The organism is Streptomyces sp. NRRL F-5126 (assembly GCF_000721265.1).
Classification (GTDB): Bacteria; Actinomycetota; Actinomycetes; order Streptomycetales; family Streptomycetaceae; genus Streptomyces.
The window spans coordinates 162459-181207 of record NZ_JOFZ01000008.1; the positions used below are offsets into that span (position 1 = coordinate 162459).

Consider the following 18749-nt stretch of genomic DNA (forward strand, 5'->3'; position numbering starts at 1 on the left):
ACGCGGCCGGCACGGCCGGCGACCCACGCGCATCCGCACAGGTCCTTACAGGCCGAAAGGAACACTGACCAGCAATGGCCGACGAGAACACCCCTGACACCCCCGACGCCCCGGACGGCCCCACAGGACCCGTGCTGCCCGACGGGACGGCCGTGGAGGGCCTGGCGCTGCGCGTGGAGCCCATCGGGCTCGAGACCGAGATGCAGCGCTCGTACCTCGACTACGCGATGTCCGTCATCGTGTCGCGCGCGCTGCCCGACGTGCGGGACGGCCTCAAGCCCGTCCACCGGCGCGTGCTGTACGCGATGTACGACGGCGGCTACCGCCCCGAGCGCGGTTTCTACAAGTGCGCGCGCGTCGTCGGCGACGTCATGGGCACGTACCACCCGCACGGCGACTCGTCGATCTACGACGCCCTGGTGCGCCTGGCCCAGCCCTGGTCGATGCGGATGCCGCTCGTCGACTCCAACGGCAACTTCGGTTCTCCGGGCAACGACCCGGCCGCGGCCATGCGGTACACCGAGTGCAAGATGAAGCCGCTGTCGATGGAGATGCTCCGCGACATCGACGAGGAGACCGTCGACTTCACGGACAACTACGACGGCCGGAACCAGGAGCCGACGGTCCTGCCGGCGCGCTTCCCGAACCTGCTGATCAACGGCTCGGCCGGCATCGCCGTCGGCATGGCGACCAACATCCCGCCGCACAACCTGCGCGAGGTCGCGGCCGGCGCGCAGTGGGCGCTCGAACACCCCGAGGCCACCCCCGACGAGCTGCTCGAAGCGCTGATCGAGCGCATCAAGGGCCCCGACTTCCCGACCGGCGCGCTGGTCGTCGGCCGCAAGGGCATCGAGGAGACGTACCGCACGGGGCGCGGCTCGATCACGATGCGCGCCGTCGTCGAGGTCGAGGAGATCCAGAACCGGCAGTGCCTCGTCGTCACCGAGCTGCCGTACCAGACGAACCCGGACAACCTCGCCCAGAAGATCGCCGACCTGGTGAAGGACGGCAGGATCGGCGGGATCGCCGACGTCCGCGACGAGACGTCGTCCCGCACGGGCCAGCGCCTGGTGATCGTCCTGAAGCGGGACGCGGTCGCCAAGGTCGTCCTGAACAACCTGTACAAGCACACCGACCTGCAGTCGAACTTCGGCGCCAACATGCTGGCGCTCGTCGACGGCGTGCCGCGCACCCTCTCGCTCGACGCGTTCATCAGGCACTGGGTGTCGCACCAGATCGAGGTCATCGTCCGCCGTACGCGCTTCCGCCTGCGCAAGGCGGAGGAGCGGGCGCACATCCTGCGCGGCCTGCTCAAGGCGCTGGACGCGATCGACGAGGTCATCGCGCTGATCAGGCGCAGCGAGACCGTCGACGTCGCGCGCACGGGCCTGATGGGCCTGCTGGAGATCGACGAGATCCAGGCCAACGCGATCCTGGAGATGCAGCTGCGCCGCCTCGCGGCCCTGGAGCGGCAGAAGATCGTCGCCGAGCACGACGACCTGGAGGCGAAGATCCGCGAGTACAACGCGATCCTCGCCTCGGAGGAGAAGCAGCGCGGCATCGTCCGCGAGGAACTGGCCGTCCTGGTCGAGAAGTACGGCGACGACCGGCGCTCCAAGCTGGTGCCTTTCGACGGCGACATGTCCATCGAGGACCTGATCGCCGAGGAGGACATCGTCGTCACGATCACCCGCGGCGGCTATGTGAAGCGCACGAAGACCGACGACTACCGGTCGCAGAAGCGCGGCGGCAAGGGGGTGCGGGGCACGAAGCTGAAGGAGGACGACATCGTCAACCACTTCTTCGTGTCGACGACGCACCACTGGCTGCTGTTCTTCACCAACAAGGGCCGCGTCTACCGGGCGAAGGCGTACGAGCTGCCCGACGCGGGACGCGAGGCGCGCGGCCAGCACGTGGCGAACCTGCTCGCCTTCCAGCCGGATGAGCAGATCGCGCAGATCCTCGCGGTCCGCGACTACCAGGCGGCCCCCTACCTGGTCCTGGCCACGAAGGCGGGCCTGGTCAAGAAGACGGCGCTGAAGGACTACGATTCACCGCGTTCGGGTGGTGTCATCGCGATCAACCTCCGGGAGACGGCGGACGGCCGCGACGACGAACTGATCGGCGCCGAACTGGTGTCGGCCGAGGACGACCTGCTGCTCATCAGCAGGAAGGCCCAGTCGATCCGGTTCACCGCGTCGGACGACACGCTGCGGCCCATGGGCCGTGCCACGTCCGGGGTGAAGGGCATGAGTTTCCGGGAAGGGGACGAACTGCTCTCGATGAATGTCGTCAGGCCCGGTACGTTCGTGTTCACCGCGACCGACGGCGGTTATGCGAAGCGGACCAATGTGGACGAGTACCGCGTCCAGGGTCGAGGCGGACTCGGAATCAAGGCCGCCAAGATCGTGGAGGACCGGGGTTCCCTGGTCGGGGCGCTGGTGGTGGAGGAGACCGACGAGATCCTGGCCATCACGCTCGGCGGTGGTGTGATTCGCACGCGAGTCAACGAAGTCAGGGAGACGGGTCGTGACACCATGGGTGTCCAGCTGATCAACCTGGGCAAACGCGATGCCGTGGTCGGGATCGCGCGCAATGCCGAGGCGGGCCGCGAGGCCGAGGAGGTCGAGGGGGACGAGGCCCCCGAGGCCGGCACAGCCACGGCCGACGATGCGGCCGAGGGCAACGAGCCCTCGACCGGGGAGCACGAGGAGTAGAGCGTGAGTGGAACCACGGGCGCCGGATCGGCCTCTTCTTCAGGAGCGAACAGCGCCCGTGGCTCGGCCACGGACTCCCAGGGGGTTACGGTGACGGACACCCGGGGGCAGCAGCCCCCGTACGAGGCGTACGGCGCGAAGCCGCAGCCGCAACAGCAGCAGGCGCAGCCCTACCACCCGCCGCAGGCGTACCCGGGGCCCGGGGAAGCCGGCGCCAGGGGCGGACATCAGGCGGGCCGCCCCGGGGCCCCGGCAGGCAGCCCCGCCATGCGCAGAACCCGCACGGGCGCGCGCACGACGCCCCGCACGCGCAAGGCGCGGCTGCGGGTCTCGAAGGCCGACCCGTGGTCGGTGATGAAGGTCAGCTTCCTGCTGTCGATCGCGCTCGGCATCTGCACGGTCATCGCGGCGGCGGTGCTGTGGATGGTCATGGACGCCATGGGCGTCTTCTCCACGGTGGGCGGCACGATCAGCCAGGCGACCGGCTCGAACGACGGCAACGGCTTCGACCTCCAGTCGTTCCTCTCGCTGCCGCGCGTGCTGATGTTCACGGCCGTCATCGCGGTCATCGACGTGGTACTCGCCACGGCGCTCGCGACGCTCGGATCGTTCATCTACAACATCTCGGCGGGCTTCGTGGGCGGCGTCGAGCTCACCCTGGCCGAGGACGAGTGAGGGCCGGGCGAGGGTCGTTTACCGATTTTGGGACTGGCCCTGAAGTGCGCTAATCTTCAGGGGCAGCGCGGGGCTATAGCTCAGTTGGTTAGAGCGCATCCCTGATAAGGATGAGGCCACAGGTTCAAATCCTGTTAGCCCCACCAGCGCAAAGGCCCCTAGTCCAGTGGACTGGGGGCCTTTTGACACCACCTCTTGACACCAACGGCAACGGTCAGCCGATCAGTGGATCTTCCAGGAGTTGCGCGAGCAGCGAGACCGCCTCCCGCTCATCCTCGCCGACCACGTGCGTGTACACGTCCATGGTCATGCTGATCTGACTGTGGCGAAGGATCGCTTGCGCCACCTTGGGGTGGACTTTCAGGAAGGCGAGCAGGGTCCCGCAGGTGTGCCGAGCGAGGCGAACCGTGATGCGCCGCACGCCGGCCCGCTTGACGAGTCGATCAAAGGTCCGCGAGAAGCCGACCGGATCGAGCATGCCGCCGTGCTCCGACGAGAAGATCAGATCTTGGTCGGGTTCCTGTGCCCAGCGCTCACCCACGATCTTCCGTTCCAGCTCTTGCAGCTCCCGCCGCTCCTCCAAGGCCCGCGAGCAGAACTCGGGGAGCGGAAGCACCGCCTGAGAGGACTCGGTCTTGAGGTCCTTGAGGACCAGGCCGGCTCCCTTGACCCGCTGCACCTGCTTGACCGGAGTGAACTGACGCCCCTCAAAGTCGATGTCCTGCCAGCGCAGGCCGAGAACCTCACTGCGCCGCAGCCCGAGCACCAGGACGAGCACACAGGCCGCGTAGAGCCGGTGCGCGCGAGCCGAGCGGAGAAACGTGATCGCTTCCCGCGCGTTCCACGCACTGCCCTTGTCCTTGCTGACCCTGGGCATGTCGACCAGAAGAGCCACGTTCCGGGTGAGCAGCTCCTCACGCATGGCCCGGTTCAGCGCGTTCCGGAGGACGCGGAGCACCTCGAAGCGCACGGACGCGCCGACGTTCTCACGCTTCAAGGTGGCCATGAACGCCCGGAGCTGGGCCGGCGTGAGCTTCACCAGCGGCTTCTTGCCGAGATGCGGGAGGAGGTAGAGCCGGATCTTGGACTCGTACTTGACGTACGTGTTGTGCTCCCGTTCCGGTTCCACGATGTGGTCGAGCCAGTAGGTCAGCCACTCGCCGAGCGACCAGGCACGGGACGGCACCGGGACGCCGTTGCGCTCCTGATCTTGAAGCTTGCCGAGCTTCTCGTTCGCTTCGTCCCAGGTGGCGCCGTAAACGGTCTTGCGGATGCGGTTGCCGTCCGTGTCGGTGACGTAGGCCCGACCCATGTACCGGCCGTCCGCCCGCTTCGAGATCGTTCCGCCACCGTTCGGCCGCCTCTTGGTCATCAGGCTGCCCTCTCGATCTGACGGCGGATGAAGTCGCCCACCGAGTCCGCGGGGATGCGGCGGCACCCGTCGACCTTGATGGAGACAAGGCGGTGCGTGCGGATCAGGTCGTAGACCTTGGACCGGCCGACCTTGAGGCGCGCCATGACGTCGGGCACCGTCAGGAGTTCAGCAGTTGCGGTGGTCATTCGGCGTCCCCTTCCAGGTCGAGCAGTTCGGCGCGGTGTTCGCGGGCGGTGTCGCGGTTGTGTTGGATGTCCCGGCGAAGGTTGGCAGCGAGCCAGGACTCACCGGGCGTGTGGCCGTGGCCGGCGTAGACCCAGTGCGCGAGGGTGAGCGTGGTGGCCTCGGGGTTCTCGTCGGGGTCGGGCAGGCCGAGCGCTTCCCGATGCTGGGCGGCCCGGTAGTCGGCGCGGACCTGCCGCAGGGCGCCGAGGGTGGTCGAGTAGCGGCGCGACTTGGTGGAGAAGTGGCCCCGGAAGCCGAGCATGTGGGCCCACCGCCACAGCTTCCGGTCCGGATAGAGGGTGTCGAGGTCCCAGCAGGCGCGGATGAGGCGGCGGGTGTGGTCGGGCAGGTCCGGCAGCTTGTCGACTTCGGCGAGCTCCCCGATACGGCGATCCACGGTGCCGGTCGCTTCGGCGGCTTTGGTGGCGTACTTGGCCACGTACGAGGCGACCGCCTGTTCCGTAAGGTCCTCGCCGTTGCCGAAGGCGCCGATGGGCTGGACGTCGAGCTGTGTCCCCCAGCGCAGGACGCGGGCGGGTTGGTCGCCGGCGGCGGGAAGTGCGACTTCGGCGCGGGCGGCGGCGGCCCGCAGGGCGTCGTCGAGGAGATCGAGGGTGGCCCAGGCCGGGGGCGGGGTGTCGGGTCCGTCCGGTCCGTCGAAGCGGATCACGGCGTGGAAGTGGATGGCGCCGCGCTTTTGGTACTCGGCGACCTTGCCGTACGAGACGCGGAGCTGTTCTTTCAGGGCGCGTTGGGTGAGGCCGGCGCGGGCGGCGAGTTCGCGGGGCAGGTAGATGGTGACGTAGCGCCAGAGGTGCCCGGCGTGGTTGTTCCACAGCACCGCGCCCGCGTAGTCGTACGTGCTCGGGTCGAGCGCGGTCCCCAGCTCGGGCGCACCTTCGGCATGGCGTGCGCCGCAGCGGCAGCGGCCGGAGGTAGGCCGGTTGTGGACGGGCCCGAACGAGGGCGCGGTGAGCGTGGCGAACACGCGGGGGTGATCGCGCACGGTGTGCGGGGTGCCCTTGTTCGGGTCGCCGGTCAGTCCGGCGCGGATGAGGTGGTAGGTGTCGCCGGCGTAGGTCCAGGCGCAGGCGGGGCAGCGGGAGGCGCGCCGGTTGCCGCAGGCGACCCGGAGCCGGCCACCGGGTTCCCGGTCGGTCGAGTAGGCGTGCAGGACCGTGCCGGTGGTCGGGTCGATGGTCTTGGTCGCGCCGGTGAGGTGGATGGGTTCGGTGCAGCCGCCGGTACGGCGGATCTGTTCTTGCCAGCGGTCGAAGTCGGCCGACCCGGCCACCCTCAGCACGTCGCCGAGGGTGAGCGGGTCGAGGCCCGCCGCCGCGAGAGCCGCGGTGGTGGTCACGCGAAGACCTCCTGTCGGGCGGTGGTGAAGGCGGTGGCGATCGAGCGGGTGAAGGCCGGCGGGATGGCTTCGGTCAGTTCCTCGCGGACAGCGGTCCAGGTGATGCCCATGGCCGTCTGCATCTCGGGCACGGTGGCTTTGCCGCCGCCGGAGCCGTAGGCGGCGACGTACGGGCCGTCGCGGTAGACGCCGTGCCGGTAGCCGCGCACGTAGCCCCGATGCCGGGGGTGGGGCGGTTGGGGGGTGGACCAGCGGCCCAGCTCGAAGGAGCGATGCCGCAGGACGCCGAGGCGGAAGGACTCCCCGCACAGCCGCACATCCGGCCGGACCGGGGCCGTGCCGTTGGGCTGCTCGATCACGTACGGGAGGCCGGTGGCGTCGAGGAGGGCCCGCAGTTCGGGGATGAGCTGGACGTGTGACCGTCCCCAGCCGCGCGAGCGGTTGGTTCCCACGGTCAGCGCGCATCCCTCCTGGCAGGGCGGGGAGGCGTGCACGAGCGCGTACCGGCCGATCTCGCCCGTGGCGATCAGGTGCGCGAGGGCGCCGAGGGCGTCCGCCTGGTGGAAGGCGAAGGGGTAGCGGGGGCGGTCGATGATGTCGATGCCGTCGACCTGGAAGCCGGCCAGGTGGTAGCCCATGGCCGCACCGCCCGAGCAGCAGAACAGGTCCAGGACCCGCGAACCATGCGCGGCGTACGCGGCGGTCACTGGTCGTTCTCCTTCGGCGGGTGGGCGTCGAGCCAGGCTTCGGCGCACACCTTGTGGACCGGCGTGCCCTTGTCGGAGCGCAGCGGGGTCGGTCCGTTGCACAGGACGCAGGGCTTGTCGCCGGTGTGGTCGTAGTGCTCCGGAGAGCGCCAGTTCAGGAGAGCCACGGCGCTCACCTCCCGACCCGGACGACGGCGTGCGCCGGGGCGGCGGGGCGGGTGTGTCCGGTGCCCTGGCAGGCCGGGCAGACGGCGCGCAGGGTGACGTGGGTGCCGTCGGGGTGGCGGGTGCCAGCGGTGATGTGGACGGTCGGGAAGCCGTCGCAGTGCCGGCAGATGGGCAGGGTCGGGGCGTGGTCGGGCATCATGGGGTTTCCCTTTCGGGTCGTTTGGTCTGGAAGGGGTTGCAGGCGCCCGGCGCGGCGTAAGTTTGGCGACCGAGGCCGCGCCGGGGGCCGTTCAGCGGGAGTTCTTTGTGTCCTTGAGCAGGGAGCGGATGACGAGGGCGCACACGGCGACCGAGGCGCCCGTGACGGCGACCGCGAGGAGCATCGAGACCAGGACCGTGCCGATGACGAGCACGGCGGTCGTGCCGCCCACGGCGAGGGTGATCAGGGCGCCGGGCGTGAGCTGCACGGTCGGCCGCGTCGAGACCGGAGCCGGGGCGGGCGCGGCCGGGGTGTGGGTGTGGCCGCAGGTGCAGGCCGGGGCGTGGCCGTCCGAGGCGATCGGGACGACGGGCGTGACGGTCGGCACGGTGCTGGGGTTGGGGGCGGTGTCGGGGCTGGGGTACTTGGGGGTGAACATGGTGGGTGTCCTTCCTGGTCAGGGCTGGCAGCGGTGGGTTTTGGCGGCGAGTTCGGCGCCGGGGCGGTCGTGCTTGTCGGTGGAGAAGGAGCAGCCGGGGGCGGTACAGGTGGCGGTGTGCTTGGTGTGGCCGTGGCCGTCGTAGTAGGAGGCGACCTGTACGGGGCCGATGCGGATCACGTCGTAGAAGCGGCGCGGACGCGGCATGACGAACTTCCCTTCTGTGTCAGGTGAGTTGGGCGGTGATGGAGGAGGCCAGGGCCGCCGGGACGCCGAGGCGTGCGCGGAGGGTGTCCGCGTCGATCGGCCGGCCGGTGGTGGCGTGGTGGGTGTCTGCGAGCTTCCGGGCGTGATCGAGCAGCGCCGGCGGAACCGAAACGGCAGCAGGCGCGGGCTTGGCCGCGGGCAGCTCGGCGGCGGGCGCCGAGGTCGCATCCGGGGCCGGAGCAGGCTCCGGAGTGCGGTCGAGGGTGACCTTTGCCGGAGCCGGGACGTCCGGCGCGGGGTGCGGGTCGGTCGGCTGGTCGCCGACGAGGTGGTGGACCTGCCGCATCAGGGCGCCGAAGGCGAGCAGGGCGGCAGCCGGCGGCACGGCGGCGACGACGTAATGCAGGGGCGGTTGGCCCGCACCGACACCTGCGACGTTGAGGCCGATCGAGCCCGTGGAGCCCGCGACCGTCAGCGCGACAGCCCACCAGTCCGTGACCTTGCGCAGCGCGGCGCGGAACATGAGGACTTCACCGGCCACGATGAACAGATCCAGGGTGGCCGGCCATGCCCACATGCGCGCGGTCGAGGTGGCCAGGCCGTTGGTCTTGGCCACGTCCGCAAGGTGCGCGTACGAGAGCCAGAACGCGGCGGCGGTCAACGCGAGGATGACGACCCCAGCCGTGAGAATCGCGATCCGCTCGGCATCCTGCTTCGTCATCATCAGGCCCCTTTCTGGGCAGGTCAGGCGTCCGCGTTCGGGTCGAGGCCCGAGCCGAGGCAGGTCAGGCACAGGCCCTCCTGTCGGCCGACCGTGCGGTGACGGCGACCGACGCGCACGGTTCGAGCGACGGTCCCGGCACCGGTGCAGGTCGGGCACGGTGCGGGCTCGACCGGCGCCACGGTCTTGGCCGGGGCGCGGCGGGTGGTTTTGCGCGGCATGGGGTGTGCTCCCTTCGGGTTTGAGGCATGGGCGGGGTAGGGACCTGGCGCGAAGCGGTCGCGCCGACCGTGGAGCGGGAGAGTGGGTCAGTCGGTCACGGGACGCGGCTTGACCAGCGAGGGACCCTCACCTGTGGCAGGCTCCGGCGTGATGGCGGGCCGGAAGGGGTCCAGGAACGGCAGCTCGGGCACGAGGTGCGTGTGAGCGCGGCAGACGGCGGCGGCGTCGGCCGGCGAGGTTTCCGGGGTGCGGATGCGGGACCAGCCGCCGGATGAGTCACCGGCCACCGCCACACCCGGACGGTCCGCCGGGATCGAGGTCGCGGCGAACACCGCATCCGGGGCGACGTCACCGAGACCCATTTCGGCGGTCTGCTTGTCGTTGACCCGGTGCACCACACGGCCCGTGAGCTGAGCCCGCAGAGCGGTTGCGCCACGGCCCAACTCGGAGCCGAAGCGCTGCCCGCACACCTCCAAGAAGATCCCGACCGCGCGGGCCATCTGCGCGAGGCGGACCATGTGCTGCACCATCCGGTCCCGGCGTTCCTCCTCCTTCTTGACGGTGGTCAGGAACAGTTCCGCGACCTCATCCACCAGCACCACCAACGGCACCGGCCGCACCTCGTCCGGCAGGTCCCACAGGTCCGAGACCCCGTGCGCGCTCAGCAGGTCGAAGCGGCGCTCCATCTCAGCCACGAGGGCGTCCAGGAGGGTGCTGGCCTGGTCGGGGGTGGTGGCGAGGGCGGACAGGCGGGGTGCGTAGGTGCGCTGTTCGACACCGCGTTTGCAGTCGATGCCGACCAGGCCCACCGGCAGCTTCGCCAGCCCGGCCACGAGGTTGCGCTGATACATGGACTTGCCCGACTGGTTCGCCCCCAGCGTCAGCGCGTGCGGCACCTGCCGGTAGTCACGCACGAACGGCGTGCCGTCCTCCCGCAGAGCGACCGGGACCACCATCGGACCCGACACCGAGCGGCGAGCGTGCGGCATCCGTACCCGGCGCAGCACGTCATAGCCCGTCATGCGCAGTTCCACGAAGCCCGGGCGAGGCGAGGTGACGTGCACGGAGTGGACACCCCAGGCGTGCCGAAGCCGCTCCGAGGCCGCCGTGACGTCCGCAGGTTCCAGGCCGGCGGGCAGACGCAGCGTGACCCGAAGCCCGGTTGACGTGCCCGTCACGCGGCGGACCTTCGGCGGGACCGGCTGCACCTCAGCGCGCCGGGCCACGTTGCGCACCAGGAACGACCGCAGCCGCGAGGGCGCCACCGTGAGCCCGCAGGCGTCCATGGTCGAGCCGTAGGTGAAGGTGAAGCGGCCCCACGTCACCGGCAGACCCACCAGCGTCCAGTACGCGCGCGGGGCGCGGACCTTCGCGTAGCCGATCCCACCCGCACCGGCGGCGACGCCGGACAGTTCGAGCAGCGTGGTCACGTCCGTCACGGGAATCAGGCCCCCGCCACGATCGAGACGGCGCGGAAGGAGATCCCGTGCCGCTTCTGCCCGTTGAACTCGTTCTCCCAGTCCCGCGCCTTGAGGCCGATCACCGAGACCGGAGTGCCCGGGGCGAGCCCCTCGGGGATGCCGGTCTCCGGAACGGTGACCTGGTAGAGGTTGCCCTCTCCCTCATCCGAGATCAGCAGACCCACCGTCGACAGACCCGCACCGGTCTCCCGGTCCACGGCCCGCTCCCCGGTCTGCTTGCTGACCAGCTTCGGCGCCGGCGCAGTCGCCACGAACACCACAGCGGTCGAAACGTCGATCTTGAAGGACGGCATGTAGTACTCCCTGAGTCGATGCGTTGACGCAGCCCAAAATGGGACCGCGCGATTCGCTGTCCTAGGACTGCGAGTGCGTTAGGAAGACTATGGCTCGCAGTCCTGGGACTGTCAACAGTCCTGGGACTGTGTTTGACTGGACCCATCGAGAGGAGACGCCCAATGGCGCCAAAGTGGCGGGTGCTGGCGGACAAGCTGGCTGAGGAGATCAGGCTGGGTGAGCAGGGCAAATACCCGCCTGGTGCACAGCTTCCGCAGATCAGGGAACTGGTCGAGGACGGCGAAGGCTCTAAGTCCACCGTCCACCAGGCATACAAGGCCCTTGAGGCAGAAGGCTTGGTCACGTCGTCACGAGGTCACGGCACGGTCGTACGGCAGCGAGTGCCGCTCAAGCGGCTCGGTGTTGCCCGATACGACAAGGCCAAGTGGCGTGACGGCGACGAGGTGGCGTTCATCGCGGACCGGGTGGCGTCAGGACGCAGCTACCGCCGGAACGAACAGACCCAAACGGTGAGTCGCATCGAAGCCCCGCCGCTCGTCGCGGCCGCACACGGTCTACCTGACGGCGCAGAGGTCTACGCGCGCGCTCGCGTCGTGAAGGAAGGCGACCAGCCGACCCACACGCTCACGAGTTACTACCGGCCGGAGCACGTCGAGGGCACACGGATCGTGGACCCGACCCCGGGGCCCGCCGGCCGTGGCGGTGGATTCAAGGTGCTGTACGACGCCGGGTACGAGATCGACCACATGAAGGAACAGATCTTCGCTCGTCCGGCGTCCTCCGACGAGGTGAAGCTCTTGCAGCTCCCTCCGGGTGAGCCTGTCGTAGAGCTGCACCGGACGACGTACACCGCCTCTGACACAGTGGTGGAGTTCGCCATTGGTGTGCACGCTGCTTCGCGCTTTGCCTGGGAGTACGACTTCGAGGTCCCGGACTCCGCGAAGCGCGAGAAGGGGCAGTAATGATCTCGACGCAGGCATGGGACGACGCACGACGCCTGTGGGACTACCACCAGATGGGCCACACCCTGAGGCCCTGCTCAGTCGCGCTCGGCTTGGGCAGCCATGACCTGGGCGTGGCGGACGCGGCGGTGGACCTCTACAAGCGCGGGTTGGCCCCATTGCTTGTGTTCACCGGAGCAACCAGCCCGACGACGCGTGAGCGCATGCCCCGCGGCGAGGCAGTCCACTACCGGGAACGGGCGCTGGAACTTGGCGTACCCAGCTCCGCCGTACTCGTCGAGTCCAGGGCGAGGAACACCGGCGAGAACATCCGGTTCTCCAAGGCCGTGCTGGAAGACGCCGGCGTGGCCGTCTCCTCCGTGCTTCTGATCAGCAAGCCGTACGAAGAGAGGCGCGCGTACGCCACCGCCCGGAAGCTGTGGCCCGAAGTCGAGATCATCAGCGCGTCCACCCCGATGACGTTCGGCGAGTACGTCGATTCCATCGGAGACGCCCGCCTGGTCATTGACATGCTCGTGGGCGCGCTACAGCGGCTACTGATCTACCCGGAGCAGGGCTTCATGATCAGCCAGACAGTGCCGGACAACGTGACGCAGGCCTACGACCGGCTGTGCCGCGAGGGCTTCACCAGTCGCCTGATCGATTCGGCAGGCGTGTAGTCCGACCGACCCACGACCAGGGTTGTTACAGGTTTCTCTACTTCATCAAGGCCCCCGGCTGCGCTCCGCTCCGCCGGGCGCGCTCCCGGCTCCGCGCCGGGCGCCGCTCCTGCCTCCGGCCCGCTCCGCCCGCGCTGCGCCGACGCGCGCCCACGATGGGGACGGGGCCGAGGCCATGAGGGCGAGAACCGCGAGACGCCACGGCAGGCTACCGACATGCCTCCGGCGGGGGCGCTCATGCGTCCGGGGTGGGATGGCCCGTCGTGCGGGTGCCGGCATCGTCGGGGCGTGCGTGGGTGGCTCCCATCCCGACCACCTTCGACCCAGGCAGAGCCGAGCAGACGAGGCCCAGGGCGTCAAGGTCGTTCGTACAGTGGCGCGCTCCACCTTGACGCCCTGAACCACGCCCGCTCCACGGTGTGTGGGTCGAAGGCGGACGGGATGGGAGCAGGGAGGGCTGAGGAGCGCGAAAACCTAACGGGTTGTCAGTGGCAGCCCTTAGCCTTCGGCCATGCGTAAAGGTGCGATCACGCGAGACGACGTCCTCAAAGCCATAGACGAGTACGACCACTTGGGCCGGGACAGGTTTCTGTCCAAGTACGGCTACAAGCCTGCGACTGGGTATCTGCTTCTGCACGAGGACCGTACGTACGACTCGAAGGCCATTGCCGGTGTGGCCCACAAGTTCCGTCATGGTCGAGCGCTGAGACCGGACGAGTTGAGTGGTGGCAGATCCCACGCCGCCAGATGGCTCGCCAAGGTCGGTTTCCTGATCCGCTCATCACGGAGTCCCGACTGGACGCGTGACGAGATCATCCTCGCGTGTGACTTGGCCATGGCTAACGGCTGGAAGCGATTGGAGTTTGACGACCCGCGTGTGGTTGAGCTATCCGATCTTCTGCAAACGATGCCAATCCACCCGGAAGAGCAGCGTAACGAACTTTTTAGGAATCCTAACGGCGTAGCTCGCAAAACGGTTGACATCACGTGTCGCCACCCGGACTACCCAGGCAAGCCGACCAACGGCAACGCGCTTGATGTCGAAGTGATGAACGCCTTCCTCTCCCGGCCAGCCGAGATGGCAGAGGTGGCCCGGCAGATTCGGAACGGTCTTACCTCAGGCGAGTTTCAGGCCCTGCTGCCGGAGGCTGAGGAGGATGACCAAGATTTCAGCGCCCCCGAGGGAAGATTGCTGATCCGCCGCCATAGAACGCGCGAACGTGACAAGGGCCTGCGCAAAAGAAAGATCGCTGCTGTATTGCGTCAAGGGCGCCGGCTCGCATGTGAGGCGTGCGGCTTCGACTTCGAGACAACGTACGGCCCGCGGGGCGCCGGCTACATCGAGTGCCATCACGTTGTGCCCTTGCACGAGGCTGGCGAAGGACGGACCAAGCTCAGTGATCTCGCTCTAATCTGTGCCAACTGCCACCGGATGATTCACCGCCGGGCACCGTGGCCCACACCTGCCGAACTGCGGAGCCTGATTCAGAGCACCGCAACGCAGGGAGCAGCGCTGATCCCTCCGCAATCGGCAGCAGCGCCGAGCAGAGCGGGCTTGGGACACTACTAACCGACGTGTCAAGGGGCCTGTGGTTCTGTGACACCAGCGCCTGACACCAACAGCCACGATCACCGCCGGTCGGCAGTGAACGCAGAGGTACGCCCTACCTGGGCAGCGCGAGTACCGACCGGCGCCGGATCGGTCGTATGATCGACCTGATAAGGATGAGGCCACAGGTTCAAATCCTGTTAGCCCCACCAGCGCGGAAAACCCCCCAACCGGCAGCGGTTGGGGGGTTTCGCACATCCAAAACCGGTGCCGATCGGGGGGATCGGGTATGTCCTGGCCTGCGGCCGTGCCCACCACACGCGTGGCGGTCGCCCTGCACCACGTCCACGAGGGCAGCCTCGCCGTCGCCCAGGCGTTCGCGTGACCGGCGGACCGCACGTCCGCCCCCTCACGGAGGCCGACCTGCCCGGCGCGGCGAAGGCACTGGTGGAGGTCCACGCCACCGACGGATACCCCGTCGAGGGGGTGGCGGATCCCGAGGCGTGGATCAGTTCGCCGGCCGTCCTGACGGCCTGGGTCGCCGTGGAGGACGAACGCGTCGTCGGGCACATAGCGATCATGCGGCCGCGCGGGGAGGACGCCGTGGCTCTCTGGCGGGAGCAGAACGGCGTGGCGGGCGGGAGCGGCGAGCGCATGGGCGTGCTGGCCCGCCTGTTCGTCGTGCGGGAGGCGCGGAGGCATGCCACGGGCGAAACGCTGATGTGGACGGCCATGGCCTACGCGCAAGACCGCTCACTGCGCCTCGTCCTCGACGTGATGACCAAGGACACCGCCGCCATCCGCCTGTACGAGCGTCTTGGCTGGACGAACATCGGCGAGGCGACGCACCGCTACGGCGACGGGCAGGAGACCCCCGCGATCTGCTACGTCTGGCCGGCCGCCGGGGGCACGTACGTCATGCGCGGGGCGGCCGAGGATCGGTGAGGCTGTCGCCGACCGGAAGCGCGCGCCGGCGTTCGGCGAAGTCCTCCCGGGGCGGGGCGGCGCGCAGGGAGAAGCCCGGGTCTCGGAGCCTGTCATGGCCACCGCCTCCCGGGCCGCCGGCGCCCACCGTGCCGCGCGGCCGCCGCTGCGATTACCACATGGGCGAACACCCAGGTGAATCCTGGCACCCGGGTCGGAAGGATGCGGATCTGAGTGATGAGTCCCATCGGTCCCTTTGTCCTCCTGCCTGTCCTTCCGGTCTCCCGCGGAACTTCCGGCGGCCTAGTCGTTGTCCGTGCCGGGTGCCACGGCTTCGTCCATCTATGCGCTTATAGGAATATTGATCGCATTTAGCAGTTTTTTGCTTCCCCTTCCTCGCCTGCCGAGAGAGGCCGTGGCGGGTGCCGGATGGGGGTCGTGCGAGGCTCCCCGGCAGGTCACCGATCGGTATCGGCCGGTGTGTATAGTCGGCGAACAGAAGGTCCCCTACGTCAACGAAAGACGAGGTCGCGCGGTGAAGAAGCTTCTCCTGGTCGCACTGGCCGCCATCGGCGGGTTCCTCGTGTACCGCCAGATCCAGGCGGATCGCGCCGAGCAGGATCTGTGGACGGAGGCGACCGACCCCGTTCCGTCGTCCGGATCCGACGCCTGAGGCGCGCAGCTCCGCAGACAGTCCTGAAGAAGCGAGCCCCGGCCGCCAGAACGCGACCGGGGCTTCGTGCTGTCCCAAGCCGCTGACAGACCGGGGGACTGCGGGGCAGGATGAACCGGCGGGCCCGGGCGGGCCCGCCGGCTGAGACAGGGCGCAAGGCGGCGGCAGGGGGAGCGTGTGGCGCGTCAGCAGGTCCGTTCGGCCCGTCCGAGGCGGCGCGCCGCCACGGGGCTGGGCGCCCTCGCATCGCTCGGCGCGGTGACGATGGCGGCGACGGCGGCGACAGCGGCGACAGCGGTACTGCCGCCGCAGGACGCCGCCGCGGCCGGGCGGGACAGCGCGTCCGCCGGGTACGCCTTCGATCCCGAGGCCGTACGCGTCAAGGGTGCCGCGACCACCGCATCCGCGCCCGCACTGTCCGTCGGCACCACCTACCGCGACGCGATCGGCCCCGGCGCCAAGCTCGTCTACCGGGTCGACCTGGATGTGCGGACCAGCGCATATGTCTCGGCGGTCGCCGTGCCGGCCCGCGGGGCGAAGGTCGCGTACGGCGACAAGATCGAGGTCGCTCTTCAGGACGCCAACGGCCGGGAGTGCAGCTCCAACGACTCCGAGTTCGGGGTGTCGACGGACTTCGCCAGGCCGCTCGCGGCCTACGCGTACCGCACCGCAGGCACGGCCGGCTCGACGTGCGCGGGGGCCGGGACGTACTACGTCGTCGTGCGGCGCACGAGCGACCCGGCGTCCTCGCCAGGCCCGTGGGACCTGGAGTTGCGGCGCTCGGCGGAGCCCGGTCTGGCGAAAGCCGGGCCCACGCGGGCGCCGGAGGACTGGCCGAGCGCCTCCCCCGCGCCGCCCGCCGACGACCCGCGCCCGGTCGAAGGGGGCGCGGGCTTCTGGGACGCGGCCAGGCTGCGGGGCAGCGGGGTGTGGTCGACGCGGATCAGCCCGGGCCAGACCCTCTTCTTCCGCGTGCCGGTGGACTGGGGGCAGCAGCTCTTCGGCGGCGTGGATCTGGCGAGTGCGCCGGAGCCGCCCCCCGGTTCGTCCCAGGGCTCCGGTGGCCGGTCGCTCGGGCTGGTGAACGGGGCGGTCGCGATGTCCCTGTTCAATCCGGCGCTCGGGTTCGTGGAGAGCGCGAACGCGCCGCTCTACGACGGGCGGCAGAAGACGACGTCGTTCGACCCGCTGCCGCCCGTCGCGTACCGCAACCGCTTCTCCTACCGGTCCGGCGTACGGGACATGCGCTTCGCGGGCTGGTACTACGTGCGCGTCAGCCTGAACCCGAAGCTCGCCGCGGTGTACGGGAAGGGCTCGTACGGGATCACCCTGCGGCTCACGGTCACCGGGAAGGCGGCGTCCGCGCCGGCGTACGCGGGGCCGCCAGGACCGTTCACGGTCGCCGGCGACCACTCACTGACCGGCGGCGCTGGGTCGGCGGCCGGGCGGGCCGGTGGCGCGGGGACGATGCGGGCGGTCGGGTACGCGGGCGTCGGCACGGGCACGGCGCTGGTGCTGGGCCTCGCTGCCTGGACGGTGGCGGCGCGGCGGCGCGCGGTCAGGACCGGCTGAGCGCCCAGAACCCCACGGCGAAGCAGACGAGCGCGAGCAGCAGCACGGGCACGGCGACCTTCGCCGTCGGCCCCGGGCGCGGTGCGGCCGCGTGCGCGTGCGCGGCCGCGGCCACGCGGCCGGGTGCGCGCGTCGGGGCGCGTCCAGGCGCGCTGCGCGTCGGGGTGAACGGGTCCGCGCCGAGCGGGTCGCCGGGTGGCGGCGGCCCGGGGGGCGCGGGTGGGCCACCATCGGCCGGCCGGTGGCCGGGCCGCGGTGGCGCGAGCGGGAAGCCGCCGGTGTCGCTCGGCGCCACCGCGTCGGGCGCCGCGGGCGCTGCGGCAGGCGGCACCTGCGCCGGCGGGTACGCGGGCGCTGCGGCAGGCGGCGGGGGCGCGCCGGGTGCGTGCGGCGCGGGCGTGGACGCCTCGGCGCCGGGCCGTTCGCGGGCAGAGCCCTCGGTTGCCGAGCCTGGACCGTGTCCCGGCGCGGGGACGGACGGACTCCCGGTAGGCCGCCTCGGGTCGGCGGGCGCCCGGAACGCGGACGCCGGTGCGGGCCTTGGGCCCGCACCGTGATCCGAGCCCGATACGGGGCCTGGGCCTGCGGTCGGACGCGGTACGGATGCCGGTGCCGGTACCGAGCCCGGGCCCGCTGCGGGCCCTGGATCCGGTGCCTGACCCGAGCCGGAAGCCCGGCCCGGCGCCACGCGCCGCCCTCGCGGCCCGTCCGCGTCGAAGCCGGCCGGCAGCGGGCCTATCTGGTCGAACACCTCGACCGGCTCGGCGGCCGCGGCAGAATCGCCGTCGCGGCCCTCCGGCGCCGCTGCCGGCAGCAGTTCGACGGCGGCGGCGAGCGCCTTCCGCGCGCCCGTCGCCGTGCGGAAGCGTGCGTGCGGGTCGGGCTGGAGCAGCGCGGCGAGCACGTCCCACAGCGGTTCCGGCACGCCTTGCGGGGCGCCGGGCGTGCCGTGCTCCGCGAAGTACTCGACGAGTGCCTTCGCGTCCGGCTTGTGCCCCTCCAGCAGGTAGAGCGCGACGAGGCCCGCGGCGAACAGGTCGGCGGGGAAGTCGGGTTCGGCGCCGAGGAGCTGCTCGGGCGCGAAGTAGCCCGGTGTCCCCACCACGCGGTCGGCCTCCGTCAGGCGCGGCTCGCCCTTGCGCATGGAGATGCCGAAGTCCGAGACCCGCAGGTGGGGCCGGGCGGTGCCGGTCGCTTCGAGCAGCAGGTTCGCCGGCTTGATGTCGCGGTGGACGATGCCCTCCGCGTGCACGGCCGCCAGGCCGGCGAGCAGCTGGTCGAGCAGCACGCACACGTACCGCGGCGGCAGCGGCCCGTAGTCACCGATGAGGTGGGCGAGCGAGCCGCCCGCGACGAGGTCCATCGTGAAAAGGACCTTGTCGTCGTCCGCCGCCCACGACACGGGCGCGAGCACGTGCGGATGGTCGATGCGCACGGCCTGCTCGCGCACGAACCGCAGCAGCGTGTGCGCGTCGCTCTGCTGGAGGACCTTGGCCGCCACGTAACGGCGCCGCCGGTGGTCCCACGCCCGCCAGACGGCTCCGATGCCGCCGCGCCCGATCGGGTCGACGAGCTCGTACCGTCCCGCGAACACCTCGCCCATGCCGCACGCCCCCTCAG

At 70.3% G+C, this 18749-nt stretch carries 21 protein-coding genes and 1 tRNA gene; 9 read left to right on the top strand and 13 right to left on the bottom strand.

What is annotated here, in order from left to right:
• Positions 1 to 74: 74 nt before the first annotated feature.
• The 3 genes from gyrA to IH48_RS0118705 all read left to right on the top strand — a co-directional run bounded on the left by gyrA (position 75) and on the right by IH48_RS0118705 (position 3538).
• Entirely contained in the window at positions 75 to 2717 is a 2643-nt protein-coding gene (gene gyrA / locus IH48_RS0118695) for a DNA gyrase subunit A (RefSeq protein WP_030905422.1), read from the top strand.
• Between the two features lie 90 nt (positions 2718 to 2807).
• Positions 2808 to 3392: a DUF3566 domain-containing protein gene (locus tag IH48_RS0118700; RefSeq protein WP_030905425.1), complete on the top strand. Its 585-nt coding sequence runs from the start codon at positions 2808 to 2810 to the stop codon at positions 3390 to 3392.
• A 69-nt stretch (positions 3393 to 3461) separates the two neighbouring features.
• Positions 3462 to 3538 (top strand) — tRNA-Ile (locus tag IH48_RS0118705).
• A 68-nt stretch (positions 3539 to 3606) separates the two neighbouring features.
• On the opposite strand, the gene IH48_RS0118710 is transcribed toward IH48_RS0118705, so the two are convergent.
• The 12 genes from IH48_RS0118710 to IH48_RS0118765 form a co-directional block, all read right to left on the bottom strand.
• A complete protein-coding gene (locus IH48_RS0118710) occupies positions 3607 to 4764 on the bottom strand; it encodes a tyrosine-type recombinase/integrase (RefSeq protein WP_030905428.1) in 1158 nt (385 codons plus the stop codon).
• The gene (locus IH48_RS0118715) at positions 4764 to 4952 is read right to left on the bottom strand and encodes a helix-turn-helix domain-containing protein (RefSeq protein ID WP_030905430.1); all 189 of its coding nucleotides are present in this window, start codon (positions 4950 to 4952) and stop codon (positions 4764 to 4766) included. Before IH48_RS0118715 ends, IH48_RS0118710 begins: the two co-directional genes overlap by 1 nt.
• Positions 4949 to 6352, bottom strand: coding sequence for a replication initiator protein RepSA (gene repSA / locus IH48_RS0118720; RefSeq protein WP_030905432.1), 1404 nt, complete (start codon positions 6350 to 6352; stop codon positions 4949 to 4951). Before repSA ends, IH48_RS0118715 begins: the two co-directional genes overlap by 4 nt.
• A complete protein-coding gene (locus IH48_RS0118725; RefSeq protein WP_234434320.1) occupies positions 6349 to 6990 on the bottom strand; it encodes a DNA methylase in 642 nt (213 codons plus the stop codon). The genes repSA and IH48_RS0118725 overlap by 4 nt, the downstream gene beginning before the upstream one ends.
• 65 nt (positions 6991 to 7055) lie before the next feature.
• The gene (locus IH48_RS36620) at positions 7056 to 7226 is read right to left on the bottom strand and encodes a hypothetical protein (protein WP_199809969.1); all 171 of its coding nucleotides are present in this window, start codon (positions 7224 to 7226) and stop codon (positions 7056 to 7058) included.
• A 5-nt stretch (positions 7227 to 7231) separates the two neighbouring features.
• Entirely contained in the window at positions 7232 to 7426 is a 195-nt protein-coding gene (locus IH48_RS0118735) for a hypothetical protein (RefSeq protein WP_420705504.1), read from the bottom strand.
• A gap of 91 nt (positions 7427 to 7517) precedes the next feature.
• A complete protein-coding gene (locus IH48_RS0118740; RefSeq protein WP_030905438.1) occupies positions 7518 to 7865 on the bottom strand; it encodes a hypothetical protein in 348 nt (115 codons plus the stop codon).
• An 18-nt stretch (positions 7866 to 7883) separates the two neighbouring features.
• On the bottom strand, positions 7884 to 8072 hold the full coding sequence (locus tag IH48_RS0118745) for a mobile element transfer protein (protein ID WP_030905440.1): 189 nt from the start codon (positions 8070 to 8072) through the stop codon (positions 7884 to 7886).
• A 19-nt stretch (positions 8073 to 8091) separates the two neighbouring features.
• The gene (locus tag IH48_RS34465; RefSeq protein ID WP_420705505.1) at positions 8092 to 8793 is read right to left on the bottom strand and encodes a DUF2637 domain-containing protein; all 702 of its coding nucleotides are present in this window, start codon (positions 8791 to 8793) and stop codon (positions 8092 to 8094) included.
• Positions 8794 to 8816: 23 nt separating this feature from the next.
• Positions 8817 to 9014 carry a hypothetical protein gene (locus tag IH48_RS0118755; RefSeq protein WP_030905445.1) on the bottom strand — a complete coding sequence of 66 codons (198 nt, stop codon included), beginning with the start codon at positions 9012 to 9014 and terminating at the stop codon, positions 8817 to 8819.
• Positions 9015 to 9101: 87 nt separating this feature from the next.
• The gene (locus tag IH48_RS0118760; RefSeq protein WP_030905448.1) at positions 9102 to 10454 is read right to left on the bottom strand and encodes an FtsK/SpoIIIE domain-containing protein; all 1353 of its coding nucleotides are present in this window, start codon (positions 10452 to 10454) and stop codon (positions 9102 to 9104) included.
• Positions 10455 to 10459: 5 nt separating this feature from the next.
• Entirely contained in the window at positions 10460 to 10789 is a 330-nt protein-coding gene (locus IH48_RS0118765; protein WP_030905451.1) for a hypothetical protein, read from the bottom strand.
• Between the two features lie 162 nt (positions 10790 to 10951).
• On the opposite strand from IH48_RS0118765, the gene IH48_RS0118770 reads away from it, so the two are divergent.
• From IH48_RS0118770 to IH48_RS0118800, 6 genes are all read left to right on the top strand, one after another.
• Positions 10952 to 11752 carry a GntR family transcriptional regulator gene (locus IH48_RS0118770; protein WP_030905454.1) on the top strand — a complete coding sequence of 267 codons (801 nt, stop codon included), beginning with the start codon at positions 10952 to 10954 and terminating at the stop codon, positions 11750 to 11752.
• Positions 11752 to 12411: a YdcF family protein gene (locus IH48_RS0118775; protein WP_030905457.1), complete on the top strand. Its 660-nt coding sequence runs from the start codon at positions 11752 to 11754 to the stop codon at positions 12409 to 12411. Before IH48_RS0118770 ends, IH48_RS0118775 begins: the two co-directional genes overlap by 1 nt.
• Before the next feature lie 511 nt (positions 12412 to 12922).
• Positions 12923 to 13981 carry an HNH endonuclease gene (locus IH48_RS35125; RefSeq protein WP_078849848.1) on the top strand — a complete coding sequence of 353 codons (1059 nt, stop codon included), beginning with the start codon at positions 12923 to 12925 and terminating at the stop codon, positions 13979 to 13981.
• A gap of 360 nt (positions 13982 to 14341) precedes the next feature.
• Positions 14342 to 14905, top strand: coding sequence for a GNAT family N-acetyltransferase (locus IH48_RS0118790; protein WP_051840107.1), 564 nt, complete (start codon positions 14342 to 14344; stop codon positions 14903 to 14905).
• Positions 14906 to 15419: 514 nt separating this feature from the next.
• On the top strand, positions 15420 to 15557 hold the full coding sequence (locus IH48_RS37070) for a DLW-39 family protein (RefSeq protein ID WP_209344620.1): 138 nt from the start codon (positions 15420 to 15422) through the stop codon (positions 15555 to 15557).
• Between the two features lie 177 nt (positions 15558 to 15734).
• The gene (locus tag IH48_RS0118800; protein ID WP_107059324.1) at positions 15735 to 17129 is read left to right on the top strand and encodes a hypothetical protein; all 1395 of its coding nucleotides are present in this window, start codon (positions 15735 to 15737) and stop codon (positions 17127 to 17129) included.
• Here the strand turns inward: IH48_RS0118800 and IH48_RS0118805 are convergent.
• Complete coding sequence (locus IH48_RS0118805) at positions 17116 to 18732, bottom strand: serine/threonine-protein kinase (protein ID WP_030905466.1); 1617 nt, start codon at positions 18730 to 18732, stop codon at positions 17116 to 17118. The genes IH48_RS0118800 and IH48_RS0118805 overlap by 14 nt on opposite strands.
• Positions 18733 to 18749: the final 17 nt, after the last annotated feature.

Coding starts and splice junctions, on each gene's coding strand:
- IH48_RS0118725 (WP_234434320.1), bottom strand. CDS start 6,990: ATGGGCTACCACCTGGCCGGCTTCCAGGTCGACGGCATCGACATCATC.
- IH48_RS0118775 (WP_030905457.1), top strand. CDS start 11,752: ATGATCTCGACGCAGGCATGGGACGACGCACGACGCCTGTGGGACTAC.
- IH48_RS0118755 (WP_030905445.1), bottom strand. CDS start 9,014: ATGCCGCGCAAAACCACCCGCCGCGCCCCGGCCAAGACCGTGGCGCCG.
- IH48_RS0118710 (WP_030905428.1), bottom strand. CDS start 4,764: ATGACCAAGAGGCGGCCGAACGGTGGCGGAACGATCTCGAAGCGGGCG.
- IH48_RS35125 (WP_078849848.1), top strand. CDS start 12,923: ATGCGTAAAGGTGCGATCACGCGAGACGACGTCCTCAAAGCCATAGAC.
- IH48_RS0118740 (WP_030905438.1), bottom strand. CDS start 7,865: ATGTTCACCCCCAAGTACCCCAGCCCCGACACCGCCCCCAACCCCAGC.
- IH48_RS0118765 (WP_030905451.1), bottom strand. CDS start 10,789: ATGCCGTCCTTCAAGATCGACGTTTCGACCGCTGTGGTGTTCGTGGCG.
- gyrA (WP_030905422.1), top strand. CDS start 75: ATGGCCGACGAGAACACCCCTGACACCCCCGACGCCCCGGACGGCCCC.
- IH48_RS0118715 (WP_030905430.1), bottom strand. CDS start 4,952: ATGACCACCGCAACTGCTGAACTCCTGACGGTGCCCGACGTCATGGCG.
- IH48_RS0118735 (WP_420705504.1), bottom strand. CDS start 7,426: ATGATGCCCGACCACGCCCCGACCCTGCCCATCTGCCGGCACTGCGAC.
- IH48_RS0118805 (WP_030905466.1), bottom strand. CDS start 18,732: ATGGGCGAGGTGTTCGCGGGACGGTACGAGCTCGTCGACCCGATCGGG.
- IH48_RS34465 (WP_420705505.1), bottom strand. CDS start 8,793: ATGACGAAGCAGGATGCCGAGCGGATCGCGATTCTCACGGCTGGGGTC.
- IH48_RS0118745 (WP_030905440.1), bottom strand. CDS start 8,072: ATGCCGCGTCCGCGCCGCTTCTACGACGTGATCCGCATCGGCCCCGTA.
- IH48_RS0118770 (WP_030905454.1), top strand. CDS start 10,952: ATGGCGCCAAAGTGGCGGGTGCTGGCGGACAAGCTGGCTGAGGAGATC.